This window comes from Paraburkholderia silvatlantica (assembly GCF_003096715.1).
Taxonomy (GTDB): domain Bacteria; phylum Pseudomonadota; class Gammaproteobacteria; order Burkholderiales; family Burkholderiaceae; genus Paraburkholderia; species Paraburkholderia silvatlantica.
Genome location: NZ_QEOL01000007.1, coordinates 59,617 through 75,557 on the forward strand (window position 1 = coordinate 59,617; position 15,941 = coordinate 75,557).

The 15,941-nt window shown below is 65.8% G+C and carries 17 protein-coding genes; 6 read left to right on the forward strand and 11 right to left on the reverse strand.

Going from position 1 to position 15,941, the window contains the following annotated elements; all coding sequences use genetic code 11:
* Positions 1 to 21: 21 nt before the first annotated feature.
* Together C7411_RS11645 and C7411_RS11650 are read left to right on the forward strand one after the other, a co-directional pair.
* Positions 22 to 1,134 carry a C40 family peptidase gene (locus C7411_RS11645; protein WP_110384463.1) on the forward strand — a complete coding sequence of 371 codons (1,113 nt, stop codon included), beginning with the start codon at positions 22 to 24 and terminating at the stop codon, positions 1,132 to 1,134.
* Positions 1,135 to 1,275: 141 nt separating this feature from the next.
* Positions 1,276 to 2,082: an SDR family oxidoreductase gene (locus C7411_RS11650; protein WP_110384464.1), complete on the forward strand. Its 807-nt coding sequence runs from the start codon at positions 1,276 to 1,278 to the stop codon at positions 2,080 to 2,082.
* A 68-nt stretch (positions 2,083 to 2,150) separates the two neighbouring features.
* Here the strand turns inward: C7411_RS11650 and C7411_RS11655 are convergent, their stop codons facing one another.
* The 10 genes from C7411_RS11655 to C7411_RS11700 all read right to left on the reverse strand — a co-directional run bounded on the left by C7411_RS11655 (position 2,151) and on the right by C7411_RS11700 (position 10,008).
* Entirely contained in the window at positions 2,151 to 3,161 is a 1,011-nt protein-coding gene (locus C7411_RS11655; protein WP_042268638.1) for an inorganic phosphate transporter, read from the reverse strand.
* A 10-nt stretch (positions 3,162 to 3,171) separates the two neighbouring features.
* Positions 3,172 to 3,798, reverse strand: coding sequence for a DUF47 domain-containing protein (locus C7411_RS11660; RefSeq protein WP_042268637.1), 627 nt, complete (start codon positions 3,796 to 3,798; stop codon positions 3,172 to 3,174).
* 216 nt (positions 3,799 to 4,014) lie between these two features.
* Positions 4,015 to 5,397 (reverse strand): replicative DNA helicase, encoded by a 1,383-nt coding sequence (locus C7411_RS11665; RefSeq protein WP_042268636.1) that lies wholly within the window; start codon positions 5,395 to 5,397, stop codon positions 4,015 to 4,017.
* Positions 5,398 to 5,569: 172 nt separating this feature from the next.
* Complete coding sequence (rplI, locus tag C7411_RS11670; protein ID WP_110384465.1) at positions 5,570 to 6,022, reverse strand: 50S ribosomal protein L9; 453 nt, start codon at positions 6,020 to 6,022, stop codon at positions 5,570 to 5,572.
* 27 nt (positions 6,023 to 6,049) lie between these two features.
* Complete coding sequence (rpsR, locus tag C7411_RS11675; RefSeq protein WP_110384466.1) at positions 6,050 to 6,325, reverse strand: 30S ribosomal protein S18; 276 nt, start codon at positions 6,323 to 6,325, stop codon at positions 6,050 to 6,052.
* A 2-nt stretch (positions 6,326 to 6,327) separates the two neighbouring features.
* On the reverse strand, positions 6,328 to 6,627 hold the full coding sequence (priB, locus tag C7411_RS11680) for a primosomal replication protein N (RefSeq protein WP_028204898.1): 300 nt from the start codon (positions 6,625 to 6,627) through the stop codon (positions 6,328 to 6,330).
* A gap of 34 nt (positions 6,628 to 6,661) precedes the next feature.
* A complete protein-coding gene (rpsF, locus tag C7411_RS11685) occupies positions 6,662 to 7,033 on the reverse strand; it encodes a 30S ribosomal protein S6 (RefSeq protein WP_027818337.1) in 372 nt (123 codons plus the stop codon).
* A gap of 231 nt (positions 7,034 to 7,264) precedes the next feature.
* Positions 7,265 to 8,191: an anti-sigma factor family protein gene (locus C7411_RS11690; protein ID WP_110384467.1), complete on the reverse strand. Its 927-nt coding sequence runs from the start codon at positions 8,189 to 8,191 to the stop codon at positions 7,265 to 7,267.
* Positions 8,181 to 8,975, reverse strand: a complete 795-nt coding sequence (locus tag C7411_RS11695; protein WP_110384468.1) for an RNA polymerase sigma factor — start codon at positions 8,973 to 8,975, stop codon at positions 8,181 to 8,183. The genes C7411_RS11690 and C7411_RS11695 overlap by 11 nt, the downstream gene beginning before the upstream one ends.
* 124 nt (positions 8,976 to 9,099) lie before the next feature.
* Positions 9,100 to 10,008: a LysR family transcriptional regulator gene (locus C7411_RS11700; RefSeq protein WP_110384469.1), complete on the reverse strand. Its 909-nt coding sequence runs from the start codon at positions 10,006 to 10,008 to the stop codon at positions 9,100 to 9,102.
* Between the two features lie 164 nt (positions 10,009 to 10,172).
* Between C7411_RS11700 and gcl the strand changes: the two genes are divergently transcribed.
* The 4 genes from gcl to lysM all read left to right on the forward strand — a co-directional run bounded on the left by gcl (position 10,173) and on the right by lysM (position 14,780).
* Complete coding sequence (gene gcl / locus C7411_RS11705; protein ID WP_110384470.1) at positions 10,173 to 11,957, forward strand: glyoxylate carboligase; 1,785 nt, start codon at positions 10,173 to 10,175, stop codon at positions 11,955 to 11,957.
* Between the two features lie 125 nt (positions 11,958 to 12,082).
* A complete protein-coding gene (gene hyi / locus C7411_RS11710; protein ID WP_110384471.1) occupies positions 12,083 to 12,880 on the forward strand; it encodes a hydroxypyruvate isomerase in 798 nt (265 codons plus the stop codon).
* A 43-nt stretch (positions 12,881 to 12,923) separates the two neighbouring features.
* Positions 12,924 to 13,829 carry a 2-hydroxy-3-oxopropionate reductase gene (locus tag C7411_RS11715; RefSeq protein ID WP_110384472.1) on the forward strand — a complete coding sequence of 302 codons (906 nt, stop codon included), beginning with the start codon at positions 12,924 to 12,926 and terminating at the stop codon, positions 13,827 to 13,829.
* 444 nt (positions 13,830 to 14,273) lie between these two features.
* The gene (gene lysM / locus C7411_RS11725; RefSeq protein ID WP_110384474.1) at positions 14,274 to 14,780 is read left to right on the forward strand and encodes a peptidoglycan-binding protein LysM; all 507 of its coding nucleotides are present in this window, start codon (positions 14,274 to 14,276) and stop codon (positions 14,778 to 14,780) included.
* 87 nt (positions 14,781 to 14,867) lie between these two features.
* Here lysM and C7411_RS11730 read toward each other — a convergent pair whose 3' ends face one another.
* Positions 14,868 to 15,902, reverse strand: coding sequence for an asparaginase (locus C7411_RS11730; RefSeq protein ID WP_110384475.1), 1,035 nt, complete (start codon positions 15,900 to 15,902; stop codon positions 14,868 to 14,870).
* Positions 15,903 to 15,941: the final 39 nt, after the last annotated feature.

Sequence of the window (15,941 nt, forward strand, 5' to 3'; positions counted from 1 at the left end):
CGCGCGCGCCGCATCCGCTTCATGCGTCGACTCTGGTTTGCGCTTTTGATCGCAGTCCTGCTTGCCGCGTGCTCCAGCGCGCCGCAAAAGGTATCGCGCAGCGGTTCGTCTGCCGGCGAGAACGCGTGGCGCACGAAGCCCCCGGGCTTTCCCAATTTCGTCGATCATAGCGTGGGCCGCGAGGAAATCTCGATCCAGGCGATGGGGCTCGTGGGCATTCCGTATCGCTGGGGCGGCAATACGCCCGATAGCGGCTTCGATTGCAGCGGTCTCGTCAAATACGTGCTGGCGCGCTCGGCCTCGGTGGACTTGCCCCGCACCACGGCCGAAATGAGCCTGCGCGGCGAAACGATCGAGCCCGACGAGATCGCCGCCGGCGATCTCGTCTTCTTCAATACGACCGGGCGGCCGCATTCTCACGTCGGGATATACGTCGGCAACCTGCGCTTCGTCAACGCGCCTTCGACCGGCGGTACGGTGCGACTCGACTATCTGACCAACCCCTACTGGGCGAAGCGCTTCGACGGGATCCGCCGCATGGCGCCGCCCAAACGCACGCCTTTCGAGACGCCGACCTGGGAAGCGTCTACGCCGGCCGAACGCTTGCCTGGCGCGAACGCCGCGCCACCGGCTGCCGCGATGGCAAGCGTCGCGCCGGCTGCGGCGGCCCAGCCCGCGCCGCGAGCCGCGGCCGCAAGCCAGAACCGCATGGTCGCCGCACCGCAGCCGGCCTATGCGGCAGCGCCGGCCGCCACCACGACGGCTTCCGCCGCCCCGCCCGATGCCTTCGAGCCGCCCCCCGCCTCGCCCGGTGCGGCGCAAATGCAGGCGCGCGACGCGCTCGCGCCCGCGGTTACACCCGGCAACAACGCGCCTGCCTATGCCGCCAATCCCGCAGCTAGCGCACCGCGCGACGCCATCGATGCCGCCGCCGACGCCTTCGAGCCTCCGCCGCCCACGGCAAGCGCAGCGGCGCGCCAGGCCGGCCAACTGGGCTCGACGCCGATCCAGGCGGCACCGCCGGCTGCGGGAAGCGCGCAGATCATGCGCGCTTCGACAGCCGGCTCAGCCACCCCCGCCCCGACCCAGTCCAGCGACGATCCCATCGCGCGCTTTGCCAACAGCGGCGACTGAAGCGGCCCCGCGGCGGCGCCGAGCGGCACGTTGCCCCTGGCCGGACGGCGAGTCTTGCTCCCAGCGGTTTGCGACGCCCCGCGCCTCTGCTATCTTCTTGGGACCGTTCTTCATACTTTCGCGCAGCGAGGCGAGGCGACGATGGATCTTGGACTCAGCAACAAGGTGGTACTCGTGACGGGCGGCAGCAAGGGCATCGGCCTTGCCTGCGCGCGCGCCTTTGCGCAGGAAGGCGCCCGTGTGGCGATCGTCTCGCGCGACCCCGCCAATCTCGCGCGCGCCCGCGAGCAACTGGCAAGCGTTGGCCTGCACGTGCACCTCACGCGCGCGGACCTGCACGAAGCGCACAGCGCTGCCGACGTGGTCGAAGAGGTTTCCACCGCGGTCGGCCCCATCGATATCCTCGTCAACAGCGCGGGCGCCGCACGCCGCTACGACCCGGAAACGCTCGATGCGGACGCGTTCAGGGCCACGATGGAGGCGAAATATTTCCCCTACATCTACCCGCAGCAGGAAGTGCTGCGCCGCATGGTGCAGCGGATCAAGTCGGGCGAGAGCATGGAGCCCGGGGCGATCGTCAACATCATCGGCATGGGCGGCAAGTTCGCGAGTGACATCCATATCGCGGGCGGCGCGGCCAACGCGGCGTTGATGCTCGCGACCGTGGGCCTCGCGCACTACCATGCGCGCTACGGCATCCGCATCAATGCGATCAACCCCGGCGCCACGCTTACGGAGCGGCTGCAGGAGGCCGTTCAGCTGGAGGCGCAACGTACGGGCGTCGGCGCGCAGGAGGCGTTGGCGAGCGGCGAGTCGAAGGTGCCGCTCGGGCGCTACGCGAAGCCGGAGGAAATTGCCGATGTCGCGCTCTTCCTCGCGAGCCGCCGGGCGAGCTACGTCACCGGCGCGCTCATCCCGATGGATGGAGCGAGCACGCCGCTGATCTGAACTGAGGCACATGTCGGCGCGCTAGCAAGGCCTCAAAAGCACTGCGGCGCCCGAAGGCGCCGCAGGTTTTACATGAAGCGGTGACCGAGCCACCACGCGGCCGCGGCCAGCGTGGCGGAGGCCGGTATGGTCAGCACCCAGGCCCAGACGATGTTGCCCGCCACGCCCCAGCGCACCGCGCTGAGTTTCTGCGTCGCGCCAACGCCGACAATCGCGCCGGTGATCGTGTGCGTGGTCGAAACGGGAATGCCCATCCACGAAGCCGTGAAGAGCGTGAGCGCCCCGCCCGCTTCCGCGCAGAAACCTCCCACCGGCTTGAGCCTGGTGATCTTCTGACCCATCGTGCGCACGATGCGCCAGCCGCCGAACAGCGTGCCGAGACCCATCGACAGATAGCAGCCGCCAATCACCCAGATGGGCGGCGCGTCCGCGCCGATCGCCGAGTAGCCCGTTGCGATCAGCAGCATCCAGATGATGCCGATGGTCTTCTGCGCGTCGTTGCCGCCGTGCCCGAGGCTGTAGAGGCTCGCGGAAAGCAGCTGCAGGCGCCTGAAGCGCCGGTCGACCTTGCTTGGCGGCGTGCGAAAGTACAGCCACGACACCGTGAGCATGAACAGCGAACCCAGGATGAAGCCGAGCAGCGGCGAGATGAAGATGAACGCCACGGTCTTCATGAGGCCGTCGAAATTGAGCGAGCCCCAGCCCGACTTCGCGAGCGCCGCGCCCACGAGACCGCCGATCAGCGCATGCGACGAACTCGACGGGATGCCGTAGTACCAGGTGAGCACGTTCCAGCCGATCGCGCCCATCAAGGCGCCGAACACCACGTAGTGGTCGACGATATCGGGGTCGATGGTGCCCTTGCCGACTGTCTGCGCCACCTTCAGGTGGAACACGAAATAGGCGATCACATTGAACATGGCGGCGAACGCCACCGCCTGCTGCGGCTTCAGAACACCCGTGGACACGACCGTGGCGATGGAATTCGCCGCGTCATGAAAACCGTTCATGAAGTCGAAGACGAGCGCGATGGCGACCAGCGTCGCGACCGCCCAGAGAGCGAGTTGTATCGATTGCATCGCAGTTCGCTCAGGCGTTCTCTAGCACGATGCCTTCGATGATGTTCGCGACATCCTCGCACTTGTCCGTGATCGCTTCGAGCAGTTCGTAGATCGCCTTCAGCTTGATCAGCGTCTTGACGTTGTCTTCCTCGCGGAAGAGCTTCGAGATGGCGGAGCGCAACAGGCGGTCGGCGTCCGACTCGAGGCGGTCGATGTCTTCACAGGCCTTGAGGATTTCGCGCGCCTGCTTCATGTCCGAGAGGAGCCCCACGGCCAGTTGCACGCGCTCGGCCGTGGCCGTCACCACGTGCGCCAGCTGGCTCGCCTCGGCGGTCACGGCTTGCACGTCGTAGAGCGAAATGGCCGTGGCGACGTCCTCCATGAGGTCGAGGCAGTCGTCCATCGTCGTGATCAGCTTGTGAATCTCGTCGCGGTCGAGCGGCGTGATGAAGGTCTTGTGCAGCAGGTCGATCGCCTCGTGCGTGAGCTTGTCAGCGGCCTTTTCGGAGGCCTGCACATTCTGCTTGTGGACCTCGGCGTCAGCGAGGTTATCGATCAGGAGTTCGAGTTCGCGGCTCGCGGAAACGATGCATTTCGCATGCGCATTGAAGATTTCGAAGAACTTGCCCTCGGTGGGCATGAATCGACCGAACATTGGTATCCCGGAAATTGGTCTCGGATTGCCGTCACGAAGCGGTAACTTCGCGGTAACTTCGCGGCAACTACGCTGCATTTAAGCGGCAAAATAAGCGACAGGGCTGGCTGTCATAAAACGGCAATATTGTATCGTCAGGCGAGAGCTGCCGCATGGATCGGCAGCCGCCAACGCGGCATTTGCGCCACTTTGGCGCAAGCCGCGCAACGATTCGCGTTATTCGCCGTAGAAGGTCTGCGCCCCGGCAAAATTATCGAACTTCGTGTATTGGCCGTGGAACGTGAGGCGAACGGGTCCGATCGGACCGTTACGCTGCTTGCCGATGATGATTTCGGCCGTGCCCTTGTCGGGACTGTCCGGGTTGTAGACTTCGTCGCGATAGATGAACAGGATGACGTCCGCGTCCTGCTCGATTGCGCCCGATTCACGCAGGTCCGACATCACCGGCCGCTTGTTCGGGCGCTGTTCCAGACCGCGGTTCAGCTGCGAGAGCGCGATCACCGGTACGTCCAGTTCCTTCGCCAGGCTCTTGAGCGAGCGCGAAATTTCCGAAATCTCGGTCGCGCGGTTCTCGCCCGACGACGAGCCGCTCATGAGCTGCAGGTAATCGATGATGATGAGCCCGAGCTTGCCGCACTGGCGCGACAGACGCCGCGCGCGCGAGCGCAATTCCATCGGATTCAGGCCGCCGGTTTCGTCGATGAAGATCTGCGCCTCGCTCATTTTCTGCACGGCGTGCGTGAGCTTCGGCCAATCCTCGTCGGTCAGGCGGCCCGTGCGCATGCGGTGCTGATCCAGACGGCCGACCGACCCGAGCATACGCATGATGAGCTGCGTGCCCGGCATTTCCATCGAGAACACCGCCACCGGCAGGCCATACTCAACGGCCACGTACTCGCCGATGTTCATCGAGAACGCGGTCTTACCCATCGACGGGCGCCCTGCCACGATGATCAGCTCGCCGCCGTGCATGCCCGACGTCATGCGGTCGAGGTCCATGAAGCCCGTGGGCGTGCCCGTGACGTCGCTCGGGTTGGCCGTGTGATAGAGCGTGTCGATGCGCTCCACGACCTGCGTGAGCAGCGGCCCGATCTCGAGGAAGCCCTGGGTGCCGCGCGCGCCGTCTTCGGCGATCGAGAACACCTTCGACTCGGCCTCGTCGAGCAGCTGACGCACTTCCTTGCCCTGTGGGTTGAAGGCGTCGGCGGAAATCTCGTCGGCGACGGAAACGAGGCGGCGCAACACCGCGCGGTCACGCACGATTTCCGCGTAGCGGCGAATGTTCGCGGCGCTCGGCGTATTCTGCGCGAGCGCGTTCAGGTACGCGAGGCCGCCCACGTCATCCGCTTTGCCCGAGGTGCCGAGCGCCTCATACACCGTCACCACGTCGGCCGGGCGCGTGGCGGCGATCAGCCGGCCAATGTGCTCGAAGATGATGCGGTGATCGTAGCGATAGAAGTCGCTTTGCGAGAGGAAGTCGGCAATCCGGTCCCATGCGCCGTTATCCAGCAGCAGGCCGCCAAGCACCGATTGCTCGGCTTCGATCGAATGCGGCGGGACTTTCAGCGAGTCGAGTTGGGGATCTTTCGGAGCGTTCATGGAGGGCAATTATCGGACAAGGGGATGCCTCGAACAAGCTTGAAAACTTGCAGCGCGCGGCGAGGCAGCGCACAACAAAAAAGGCAGAAGCCCTGCGGCTCCTGCCCTTCCTGAGGTCTTGCGTCAAATGCGGCGTCAAACCGCGCGGCCCGCAAGGACCGCACGTGAGGACTTAGGCGTGCTCGCCCAGCACCGACACCGTGACGTCGACGAGGACGTCGGTGTGCAGCGAAACCTGCACCGGGTGGTCGCCCACCATCTTCAGCGGGCCTTCTGGCAGACGCACTTGTGCCTTTTCCACTGCGAAGCCTTGCTTCGTGAGCGCGGCGGCGATGTCCGCGTTCGTGACCGAACCGAACAGGCGGCCGTCCACGCCGGCCTTCTGGCCGATCTGGACGGTCAGGCCGTTCAGCTTTTCGCCTTCGGCTTGCGCTGCTGCCAGCTTTTCGGCGGCGACCTTTTCGAGTTCCGCGCGGCGGACTTCGAATTCAGCGATTGCGTCCTTCGTAGCACGGCGTGCCTTCTTGTTCGGGATCAGGAAGTTACGTGCGTAACCGTCCTTCACCTTGACGATGTCGCCGAGGTTACCGAGGTTGACGACTTTTTCCAGAAGAATGATCTGCATTCTATTGCTCCTTATCGCGTCGTCTTGTTAGGCCTTGTGCTGGTCGGTGTACGGCATCAGCGCGAGGAAACGCGCGCGCTTGATAGCCGTGTCCAGCTGACGCTGATAGTGGGCCTTCGTACCCGTCAGACGAGCCGGCGTGATCTTGCCGTTTTCGCCGATGAAGTCCTTCAGCGTATCGAGGTCCTTGTAGTCGATCTGCTCGACGCCTGCAGCCGTGAAGCGGCAGAACTTCTTGCGCTTGAAGAGCGGGTTTTGTTGCTGACGACGCTTGTCGAATTTCTTACCAGTCGGGCGGGGCATGATTAGTCCTTTCCTGTGCCTTGCATTTCGGTGATGTGAAACACCAGGGTTCGCGCATTGCGGTGCTTTTTCGCCAGAAAGCCGGTGAAGAGCGCTTCCACGCCCATCTCACAGCTTTCCACGAGACCGCAGGCCTTGCCGGCCGCCACCGCGGGCATCGTGAGCTCGACGAAGCGGGGAATGCCGGCTTCGACGACCTCCGTGCGGTGCTGCAACGTCACGCTTGCGATCGGAACGCCGGCGGGGGTGTACCGCACCGGTTCGCGTTCGACGACGCTCGCGGTAAGTTGAAGCCTGTTCACGCGGAGTGGCTTGAATCCTGATGGCTTACGTTAATTAAGCCTGCGCTTCGGTCGGCTGGGCAGCCGCCTTCTTGGCTTCTTCGCGCTGCACTTCCTTCATCATCGGCGACGGGCCGGTTTCGGCCTTCTTCATCTTGACGATGAGGTGACGCAGAACGGCGTCGTTGAACTTGAACGCGTGCTCCAGTTCGTCGAGCGTGGTCTGGTCGCATTCGATGTTCATGCAGACGTAGTGAGCCTTCGCGAGTTTCTCGATCATGTAGGCCAGTTGACGACGGCCCCAGTCTTCGATGCGGTGGATCTGGCCACCGTGCGAGGTGATCGTGCTCTTGTAGCGCTCGATCATGGCGGGCACTTGCTCGCTCTGATCGGGGTGCACGATGAAGACGATTTCGTAATGACGCATGTGTCACTCCTTGTGCTGACTTTTGGATAGAAGCCACCCGGGCGTCGGAACCGGTGTGGCAAGTGAGAAGCCGAAGATTGTAGCGCGGATAGGTCACGCGCGCAAGACAGATCCTGTGTGCGGGCGATGAATCGGGCGTGTTTTCAATGACTTGCGCGGCGAGGAGCGCCCTGAAGGCACGCCAGAAGGCACTCCCGAAGGCACGCCTGAGTGCCCGTCCGGGACGACGGCCTAGCCCCCTGCCGCCTCGCTCGCGCCGCCCGCGAGACGGGCGTCGAGCGCCGCGCGCAGGCCGTCGAGCGCATCCGCGCCGGCGTCGGTCACCGCCCACCAGGTCATGCCTGCCGCCTGCCAGCGCAGGAGCGCGTAGCCTTCGCTCGACGACGGCGGCGCGGCGCCCGAGACGGCCGGTCCGCCCGCGCCCGGCGGGAACACGTAGACGTCGATCACATGCTTGCGATAGTGATAGACGAGCACGGCAACACGTTCGCGCCCCACATAATCGAGACGTCCGCCCGCCAGCGCAAAGCCCTGCTGCGCCAGATCGAAGACGGGCGGCGCGTAGTCGATGCGGCCGTTGAACCACGGCTTCACGGTATGGCGGTCCGTCGAGATCACGTCGATATCGCGGCCCGACATCTGGGCCCGCACGTGGCTCGACACGAGATCGTCGACGAAGGCCGTCTCTGCGGCCGGGCGGCGCAGATGCAGTGTGGCGATCACCGCCAGCGCACAAAGGATCAACACCGCGCAACCGAACCACGCGAGCGTGGCCGCGTGCGGGCCCGCGCCGACGGACGCAGCGCCCCAGCCACGGCCGCCCGCATTGCCGCGCGCCCCGCCGACGCGGCCTGGCCACCCGTTGCGCAGCCACGCGCGCCAGCCGCCCGAGTCGCGCGCGGGTGTTGGCGAAGGCGTTGCTTTCGCAGGCGGCACGTCCGTCGCCGGCAATGCCGCGACAATACGCGCGGCCAGCCCAGCCGGCGCACGGTGGTATGGCGCGGATCGGATCATTCGAGAGATGGCCTGCGCATCGTCGGCGACACGGCGGCACGTCTCGCAGCCTGCGAGATGCTCGCGCACACGCCATTCGTCGGCGGCGGAGAGTTCACGGTCGACGCTCGCGTCGACCAGCGGGCGCGCTTCGTTACAGTTCATCTGGCGCCTCCGTCGTTCGGCCTTCGGTGCGGGAGCAAGGGCGCAACGGCGCTCCGCCGTCGGCGGCCGGCTCCTCGCGGAACCGACCGCCGTTTCCCGGGCCGGATGGTCTCCTGGCTTGACTGCTTCCCCCGACTCCTGCCCTGTCGTCCGCGCAGCCGCGGGCGGGGACAACCGGATCGTTTGCCGTCTCGTTGACTGCACTACGCGCCGCTGCCGGCTGGCGCTCGCCGCCGCGGTACGCCGCCAGCAGCGTCGCCAACCGCCTGCGGCCACGTGCGAGCCGCGACATCACCGTGCCGACCGGCAGATCGGCGATCGCCGCAATCTCGCGGTAGCCCAGCTCCTCCAGCTCGCGCAGCACCAGCACTTCCCGATACTCGACCGGCAGACGCCTGAGCGCATCCTGCACGTGGCGGGCGTCTTCGGCGCGGATCGCGAGCGTCTCGGGATCGACGCCGCCCGTTTCCCAGCCCTCGAGCGGCGCGTCGTCGCGCAACTCGTCGAACGGCGCCACCTCTTCCGCGCCCGCGCGCCGCCGCCATTCGTCGTACCAGACGCGCCGCACGATCGCGAGCAGCCAGGGGCGGGCCTCGTCGCCGCGAAATGCATCGAAGAAGCGGAACGCGCGCAGAAACGCCTCCTGGACGATATCTTCCGCGTCGCCCGGGTTGCGCGAGAGCCAGCGCGCAAGGTTGTAGGCCGCATCGAGATGCGGCAGCGCCAGCGCCTGAAAGCGGCGGCTGCGCCCTGCCTCATCCTGCTCGTACGCGGATTCGCCCACGTCGTCCCCTCGCTTCTTCGTCTGGCTTGCGCGACCGCGGCCGCATACAGGCACTACCGAAGCTCGGGCCAGTTTATTCCCGCTGCGCGCGCACGAAAACGAAAAATAAATTCGCAGCGCGCGATTACGCGCCGGCCCAGTACCCCGGCCGCGCGTAGACCTCCTTGAGATAGTCGATGAAGTAGCGCACGCGCGCCGGCACGTAGCGCTGCTGCGGATACACCGCGAGGATGTCGTAGTCGGGCAGCGCGTATTCGTCGAGCACCGTTTCGAGTTCGCCGCGCGCGAGCTGGGCGTCGATCTCCCAGGTCGAGCGCCAGCCGAGGCCGAGGCTCTCGGTCACCCAGCGGTGCAGCAGTTCCCCGTCGTTGCAGTCGAGCGTGCCGCCCACGCGCACGGTGACGAGCTTGCCGCCGCGGCTGAAGTACCAGCCGCGGTTCTGGCCGCCCTGCAGGTTGAACGCGAGGCAATTGTGGTGCGGCAGGTCTTCGAGCGTTTTCGGGCGCCCGTGCTTGCGGAAATACTCGGGCGTGCCGCACACCACGCGCCGGTTCGCGGCGAGCTTCACGGCGACGAAGTTCGGATCCACCGCGCCGCCAATGCGGATCGACAGGTCATAGCCCTCGCGCACCAGATCGACCACGCGGTCGGTGAGATTGAACGACACCTGGAGTTCGGGCTTGTCGGCGAGAAATTCGGGCGCGAGCGGCGCGACGTGCTTGCGCCCGAACGCGGCGGGCGCCGAGACGATCAGATGGCCGCTCACCACCTGGCGCCCCGCGGACAGCTCGTTTTCCGCCTGATCCCAGTCGGCGAGCAGGCCGCGGCAGCGCTCGAGAAAGGCCGCGCCCTCCTCGCTTACCACGAGCCGCCGCGTCGAACGGTAGATGAGCTTCACGCCCAGGCGCTTTTCCAGCGCGTCGATACGCCGCCCGAGGATCACCGGCGAGACGCCTTCCTCGAGCGCCGCCGCCGCGAGGCTGCCCGCGTCCGCGACGCGCACGAAGGTTTCGATCTGCTTGAAGCGGTCCATTGCCTGTCTCCTGTGTCCCACGCCGGAAGCCGCTCCGCGAGCATTCCATACTTTTTGTTTCGGAATAAGCGACCTGAACTGATCTTATCAAACCTTTCCTGCGCCTCTAAAGTGGGCCTCAACGCATAGCCATTCCTCGCATACGAGACATTCAGGAGACAATCATGGCCAAAATGAGAGCCGTCGACGCCGCCGTTCTGGTGCTGGAAAAAGAAGGCATCGACACCGCTTTCGGCGTGCCGGGCGCAGCCATCAATCCGTTCTATTCGGCGATGAAAAAGGCCGGCGGCATCACGCACGTGCTGGCGCGCCACGTCGAAGGCGCCTCGCACATGGCCGAAGGCTATACGCGCGCCACGCCGGGCAACATCGGCGTGTGCATCGGCACCTCGGGCCCCGCGGGCACCGACATGATCACGGGCCTCTACTCGGCCCAGGCCGATTCGATTCCGATCCTCGCGATCACGGGTCAGGCGCCGCGCGCCCGCCTCTACAAGGAAGACTTCCAGGCCGTCGACATCGAGTCGATCGCCAAGCCCGTCACCAAGTGGGCCGTCACCGTGCGCGAGCCGGCGCTCGTGCCGCGCGTGTTCCAGCAGGCGTTCCATCTGATGCGCTCGGGCCGTCCGGGTCCGGTGCTGGTCGACCTGCCGATCGACGTGCAGCTCGCCGAAATCGAATTCGACATCGACACGTACGAGCCGTTGCCGGTCTACAAGCCGAAGGCGACGCGCAAGCAGATCGAAGCCGCGCTCGACCTGCTCAACGCGAGCGACAAGCCGCTGATCGTCTCGGGCGGCGGCGTGCTCAACGCAGCCGCCGAAGACCTGCTCGTGCAGTTCGCCGAAACGGTCGGCGTGCCCGTGATCCCGACGCTCATGTCGTGGGGCGCGATTGCCGACGACCATCCGCTCATGGCCGGCATGGTCGGCCTGCAGACCTCGCACCGCTACGGCAACGCCACCATGCTCGCCTCCGACTTCGTGCTCGGCATCGGCAACCGCTGGGCGAACCGTCATACGGGCAGCGTCGAGGTCTATACGAAGGGCCGCAAGTTCGTGCACGTCGATATCGAGCCGACGCAGATCGGCCGCGTGTTCGGCCCCGATCTCGGCATCGTCTCGGACGCAAAGGCCGCGCTCGAACTGTTCGTCGAAGTCGCGCAGGAATGGAAGGCCGCGGGCAAGCTGAAGGACCGCAGCGCATGGGTGGCCGACTGCCAGCAACGCAAGCGCACGATGCTGCGCAAGACGCACTTCGAGAACACGCCGATCAAGCCGCAACGCGTGTACGAAGAGATGAACAAGGCGTTTGGCCGCGACACCTGCTACGTGAGCACCATCGGCCTCTCGCAGATCGCCGGCGCCCAGTTCCTGCACGTGTACAAGGCGCGCAACTGGATCAACTGCGGCCAGGCGGGTCCGCTCGGCTGGACGATTCCGGCGGCGCTCGGCGTGCGCGCAGCCGATCCGACGCGGCCCATCGTGGCGCTGTCGGGCGACTACGACTTCCAGTTCATGGTCGAAGAACTGGCCGTGGGCGCGCAGTTCAAGCTGCCGTATGTGCACGTGGTCGTCAACAACTCGTATCTCGGCCTGATCCGCCAGGCGCAGCGCGCGTTCGACATGGACTTCTGCGTGCAGCTCGCATTCGAGAACATCAACGCGCCTGAAGTGAACGGCTATGGCGTCGATCACGTCACGGTCGCCGAAGGCCTCGGCTGCAAGGCGCTGCGCGTGTTCAAGCCGGAAGAGATCGCCCCGGCGCTCAAGCAGGCCCAGGCGCTCGCCGCCGAGCACAGCGTGCCGGTTGTCGTCGAAGTGATTCTCGAGCGCGTGACCAACATCTCGATGGGCACCGAAATCGACGCCATCAACGAGTTCGAAGAACTGGCCGAAAAGCCCGAGCACGCGCCGACGGCCATCAGCGCGATGAATGCCGTCGACTGAGCGCACGCAAGCCCGCCTCACCGCAACGCGGGCCGCGCGCAGGGCATCGGCGCGCAGCCTGGCCGATTTATCGCGTGACTTCCCGCCTGACTTCTTTTACTGACCGACCAGCGAGACCCTGCACCATGCCAAAATTCGCCGCGAACCTCACCATGCTGTTCAACGAAGCGCCCTTCCTCGACCGCTTCGCAGCGGCCGCCCAAGCGGGCTTCGACGCCGTGGAGTTCCTGTTCCCGTATCCGTACAAGGCCGCCGATCTGGCCGAGCGTCTGGAGGTCAACGGGTTGAAACTCGTCCTCCACAACCTGCCTGCGGGCAACTGGGAAGCGGGCGAACGCGGCATTGCCTGCCTGCCCGAGCGCCGCGGCGAGTTCCAGGAAGGCGTTGGCCGCGCGATCGAATATGCGAAGGCGCTGAAGGTGCCGCAACTGAACTGTCTCGTCGGCATTCCGACGGCAGGCGTCGATCGCGAGACGGCGCTCGCCACGATCGTCGATAACCTTCGCTTTGCCGCTGGCGCACTCAAGCGCGAAGGCATCCGCCTGCTGGTCGAGCCGTGCAATTCGTACGACATTCCCGGCTTCGCGCTGAACCGCTCGGCCGAGGCGCTCGACGTGATCGAAAAGACTGGCTCGGACAACCTGTTCCTGCAGTACGACATCTATCACATGCAGCGTATGGAAGGCGAACTCGCCGCGACGATCAAGAAGCACTTCGCGAAGATCGCCCACATCCAGCTCGCCGACAATCCTGGCCGCAACGAACCCGGCACGGGCGAAATCCACTACCCGTTCCTGTTCGATCTGCTCGACGCGCTCGGCTACGAAGGCCACATCGGCTGCGAGTACAAGCCGCGCACGACGACCGTCGAAGGTCTCGGCTGGCTGCGCGGCGCCAGGAGGCGCACCGCCGAACTTGCCTGAGCCCCTACGCACATTGACGCATTCGCTTTAACGGAGACACAAGATGGCAAAGATTGGCTTTATCGGACTCGGCATCATGGGCGCGCACATGGCGCGCAATCTCATCAAGGGCGGCCACACGCTCGCCGTGAACGGCAAGTACCCGGTACCCGACGACCTGCGCACGCAAACCGAAGTCGTCGCCGATTCGACGGCGGTCGCGAAGGCGTCGGACATCGTCATCGTGATGGTGCCGGACACCCCCGATGTCGCCAACGTCCTGTTCGCCGACGACGGCGTCGCCAAGGGTCTCTCGGCCGGCAAACTCGTGATCGACATGAGCTCGATCTCGCCGCTCGAAACCCAGCAGTTCGCCAAACAGATCAACGCGCTCGGCTGCGACTATCTCGACGCGCCGGTCTCGGGCGGCGAAGTCGGCGCACGCGAAGCCACGCTCTCGATCATGGTCGGAGGCCCGCAAAAGGCGTTCGATTTCGCGAGGCCCCTGTTCGAATTGATGGGCAAGAACATCTCGCTCGTCGGCGACAACGGCGCGGGCCAGACCACGAAGGTCGCCAACCAGATCATCGTCGCGCTGAACATCGAGGCCGTGGCCGAAGCCCTGCTCTTCGCAGCCCGTTCGGGCGCCGATCCGGAGCGTGTGCGCCAGGCGCTGATGGGCGGCTTCGCTTCGTCGCGCATTCTCGAAGTGCACGGCGAGCGCATGACGAAGCGCACGTTCAATCCGGGCTTTCGCATCGAGCTGCACCAGAAGGACCTGAACCTCGCGATCGACGGCGCGCGCAAGCTGGGCATCGCGCTGCCCCACACCGCGAGCGCGCAGCAGCTCTTCAGCGTGTGCGCCGCGCACGGCGGCAAGGCGTGGGACCACTCGGCCATGATCCGCGCGCTCGAGATCATGGCGAACTTCGAGATCGCCGAGCCGCAAGCGCAGGTGAAGGTGGCTTGAGTTTCAGCGGCGGCAGGACGGCGGTTCGTGCGACGCAACGCGCGGACCGCCCGCAGAACCGGATCACGCATATCGGCGTGCGCGCTGAGACTGAAGCGCACGCGCCTCCCGTGGGGCGCTTCGCGGCGGCGGCAACCGCCGCGAGGCAAATCGGTGCCGCCCTGGGCTGAGGGCGGCCAGTGGGGTCCGAAAGCGGCGCCCGGTGACGGCGGGGAAGCCTTGGTCGGTCAGACGTCGTCATCGGGTGTCCGCGTGTCGGATGCCCGTTTTTCGTTGCCTTCCCTTTTTCTCCCCCCGGTTTCACACTCTTTGACGCTGCCCCGATGGACACCTTCGCGGCCACGCTTGCAGAATTGTGCTTTCATCCGGCTGTCACGCAGACGGGTCAAGGTGGACCCGACGCGTGAGCACCGAGTCATTTCCAGCACGTGAGGAGAGTGATCGATGGGCATTATCAATTTCATCAAGGAAGCAGGCGAAAAGCTGTTCGGCACGGCGGCAGCGCCTGCCGCCGCGGAGCCCGCTGCCGCACCGGCAGACCCCGCTGCGAATCCCGCCGAACTGAACCAGAAGGCCAGCGACGCGATCGCCGCCTATATCCGCTCGCAAGGCCTCGACGCCGACAACCTCGGCGTGGCCTACGACAGCGTCTCGCACACCGTGACCGTGACCGGCAACGCCGCCGACCAGCCGACGAAAGAGAAGATCCTCGTCGCGGCCGGCAACGTGCAGAACGTCGACAAGGTCGACGACCAGATGAGCGTGACGAACCCCGCGCCCGAAGCGCAGCATCACACGGTCGTCGCCGGCGACAACCTCTGGAAGATCGCCGAAAAGTACTACGGCAGCGGCGCGAAGAACGACGCGATCTTCCAGGCGAACACGCCGATGCTCAAGAGCCCGGACAAGATCTATCCGGGTCAGGTCCTCGTGATTCCGCCGCTGCAGTAAGCGCGGCAACACGCAAACGCGGCCAGAAAACAAACGGGCCTGGCGGAGCGATCCGCCAGGCCCGTTCTTCGTTGTGCGCGGCCGGACTCAGTACGTGTCGAACACGTCCTGCAGCCCCGCCTTGTCGGCCGTGCCCGCTGCCAGCGCGAGCAGCAGCAGCACACGCGCCTTGTACGGGCTGAGCGTGCCCGACGAGACGAAGCCGAGCGTATCGTCTCTCGCCGCGCCGTTGCGCATCACGTGACCCGAGCCGACGCGCGAGGCGCGCACGACGGCCACGCCCTTGGCAGCCGCCTCGGCCAGCGACTGCTGCAACGCGCCGTGAATCGAGCCGTTGCCCGTGCCGGCCACGACGAGCCCATCCACGCCGGCGGCAACGAGTGCTTCGACAGCCGCGCGCGACACGCCCGCATAGCTCGTCACGATCTCGACCTGCGGCCATTGCGCCGAGGCCGTGAACGGCGTTTCGACCGTATGCGCCCGCAGGGCGCGGCGCTGGAATTCGACGCGGCCATCCTGCACCCAGCCCAGCGCGCCGATCTCCGGCGACTGGAATGCATCCACCGCGTAGGTGCTGACCTTCGCGACGTCGCGTGCGCAATGAATCCGGTTATTGAACGCCACCAGCACGCCCTGCCCGGCCGCCGCCTCGCTCGCGGCGAGCGTGACGGCATTGAGCAGGTTGAGCGGGCCGTCGGCGGAAAGCGCCGTGGCGGGACGCATGGCCGCCGTCAAGATGCACGGCTTCGTGCTCTTCACCGTGAGATGCAGCAGATACGCTGTTTCTTCGAGCGTATCCGTGCCGTGCGTGATCACCACGCCGTCGACTGCGTCGCTTGCGAGCAGTTCGTTCACGCGCTGCGCGAGCGTGGTCCACAGCGCGAGCGACATGTCCTTGCTGTCGATGCTCGCGACCTGCTCGGCCTGGATGTGGGCGATGGCGTCGAGGCCCGGCACGGCGGCCAGCAGCTGCGCGACGCCGATCACGCCGGCCTGGTAGCCGGCGGTGTTCGCGGCGTCGGCGGCGGAGCCCGCGATGGTGCCGCCCGTGGCGAGCACGGCGATGCGCGGCAGCGCCTTTGGCGCCGCGGCGCCAAAGGAAGTGGAAGTGGAAGTATTCATGGCGGCGATTTTAAGCGATCCGCCGCCACCGGGAAAATC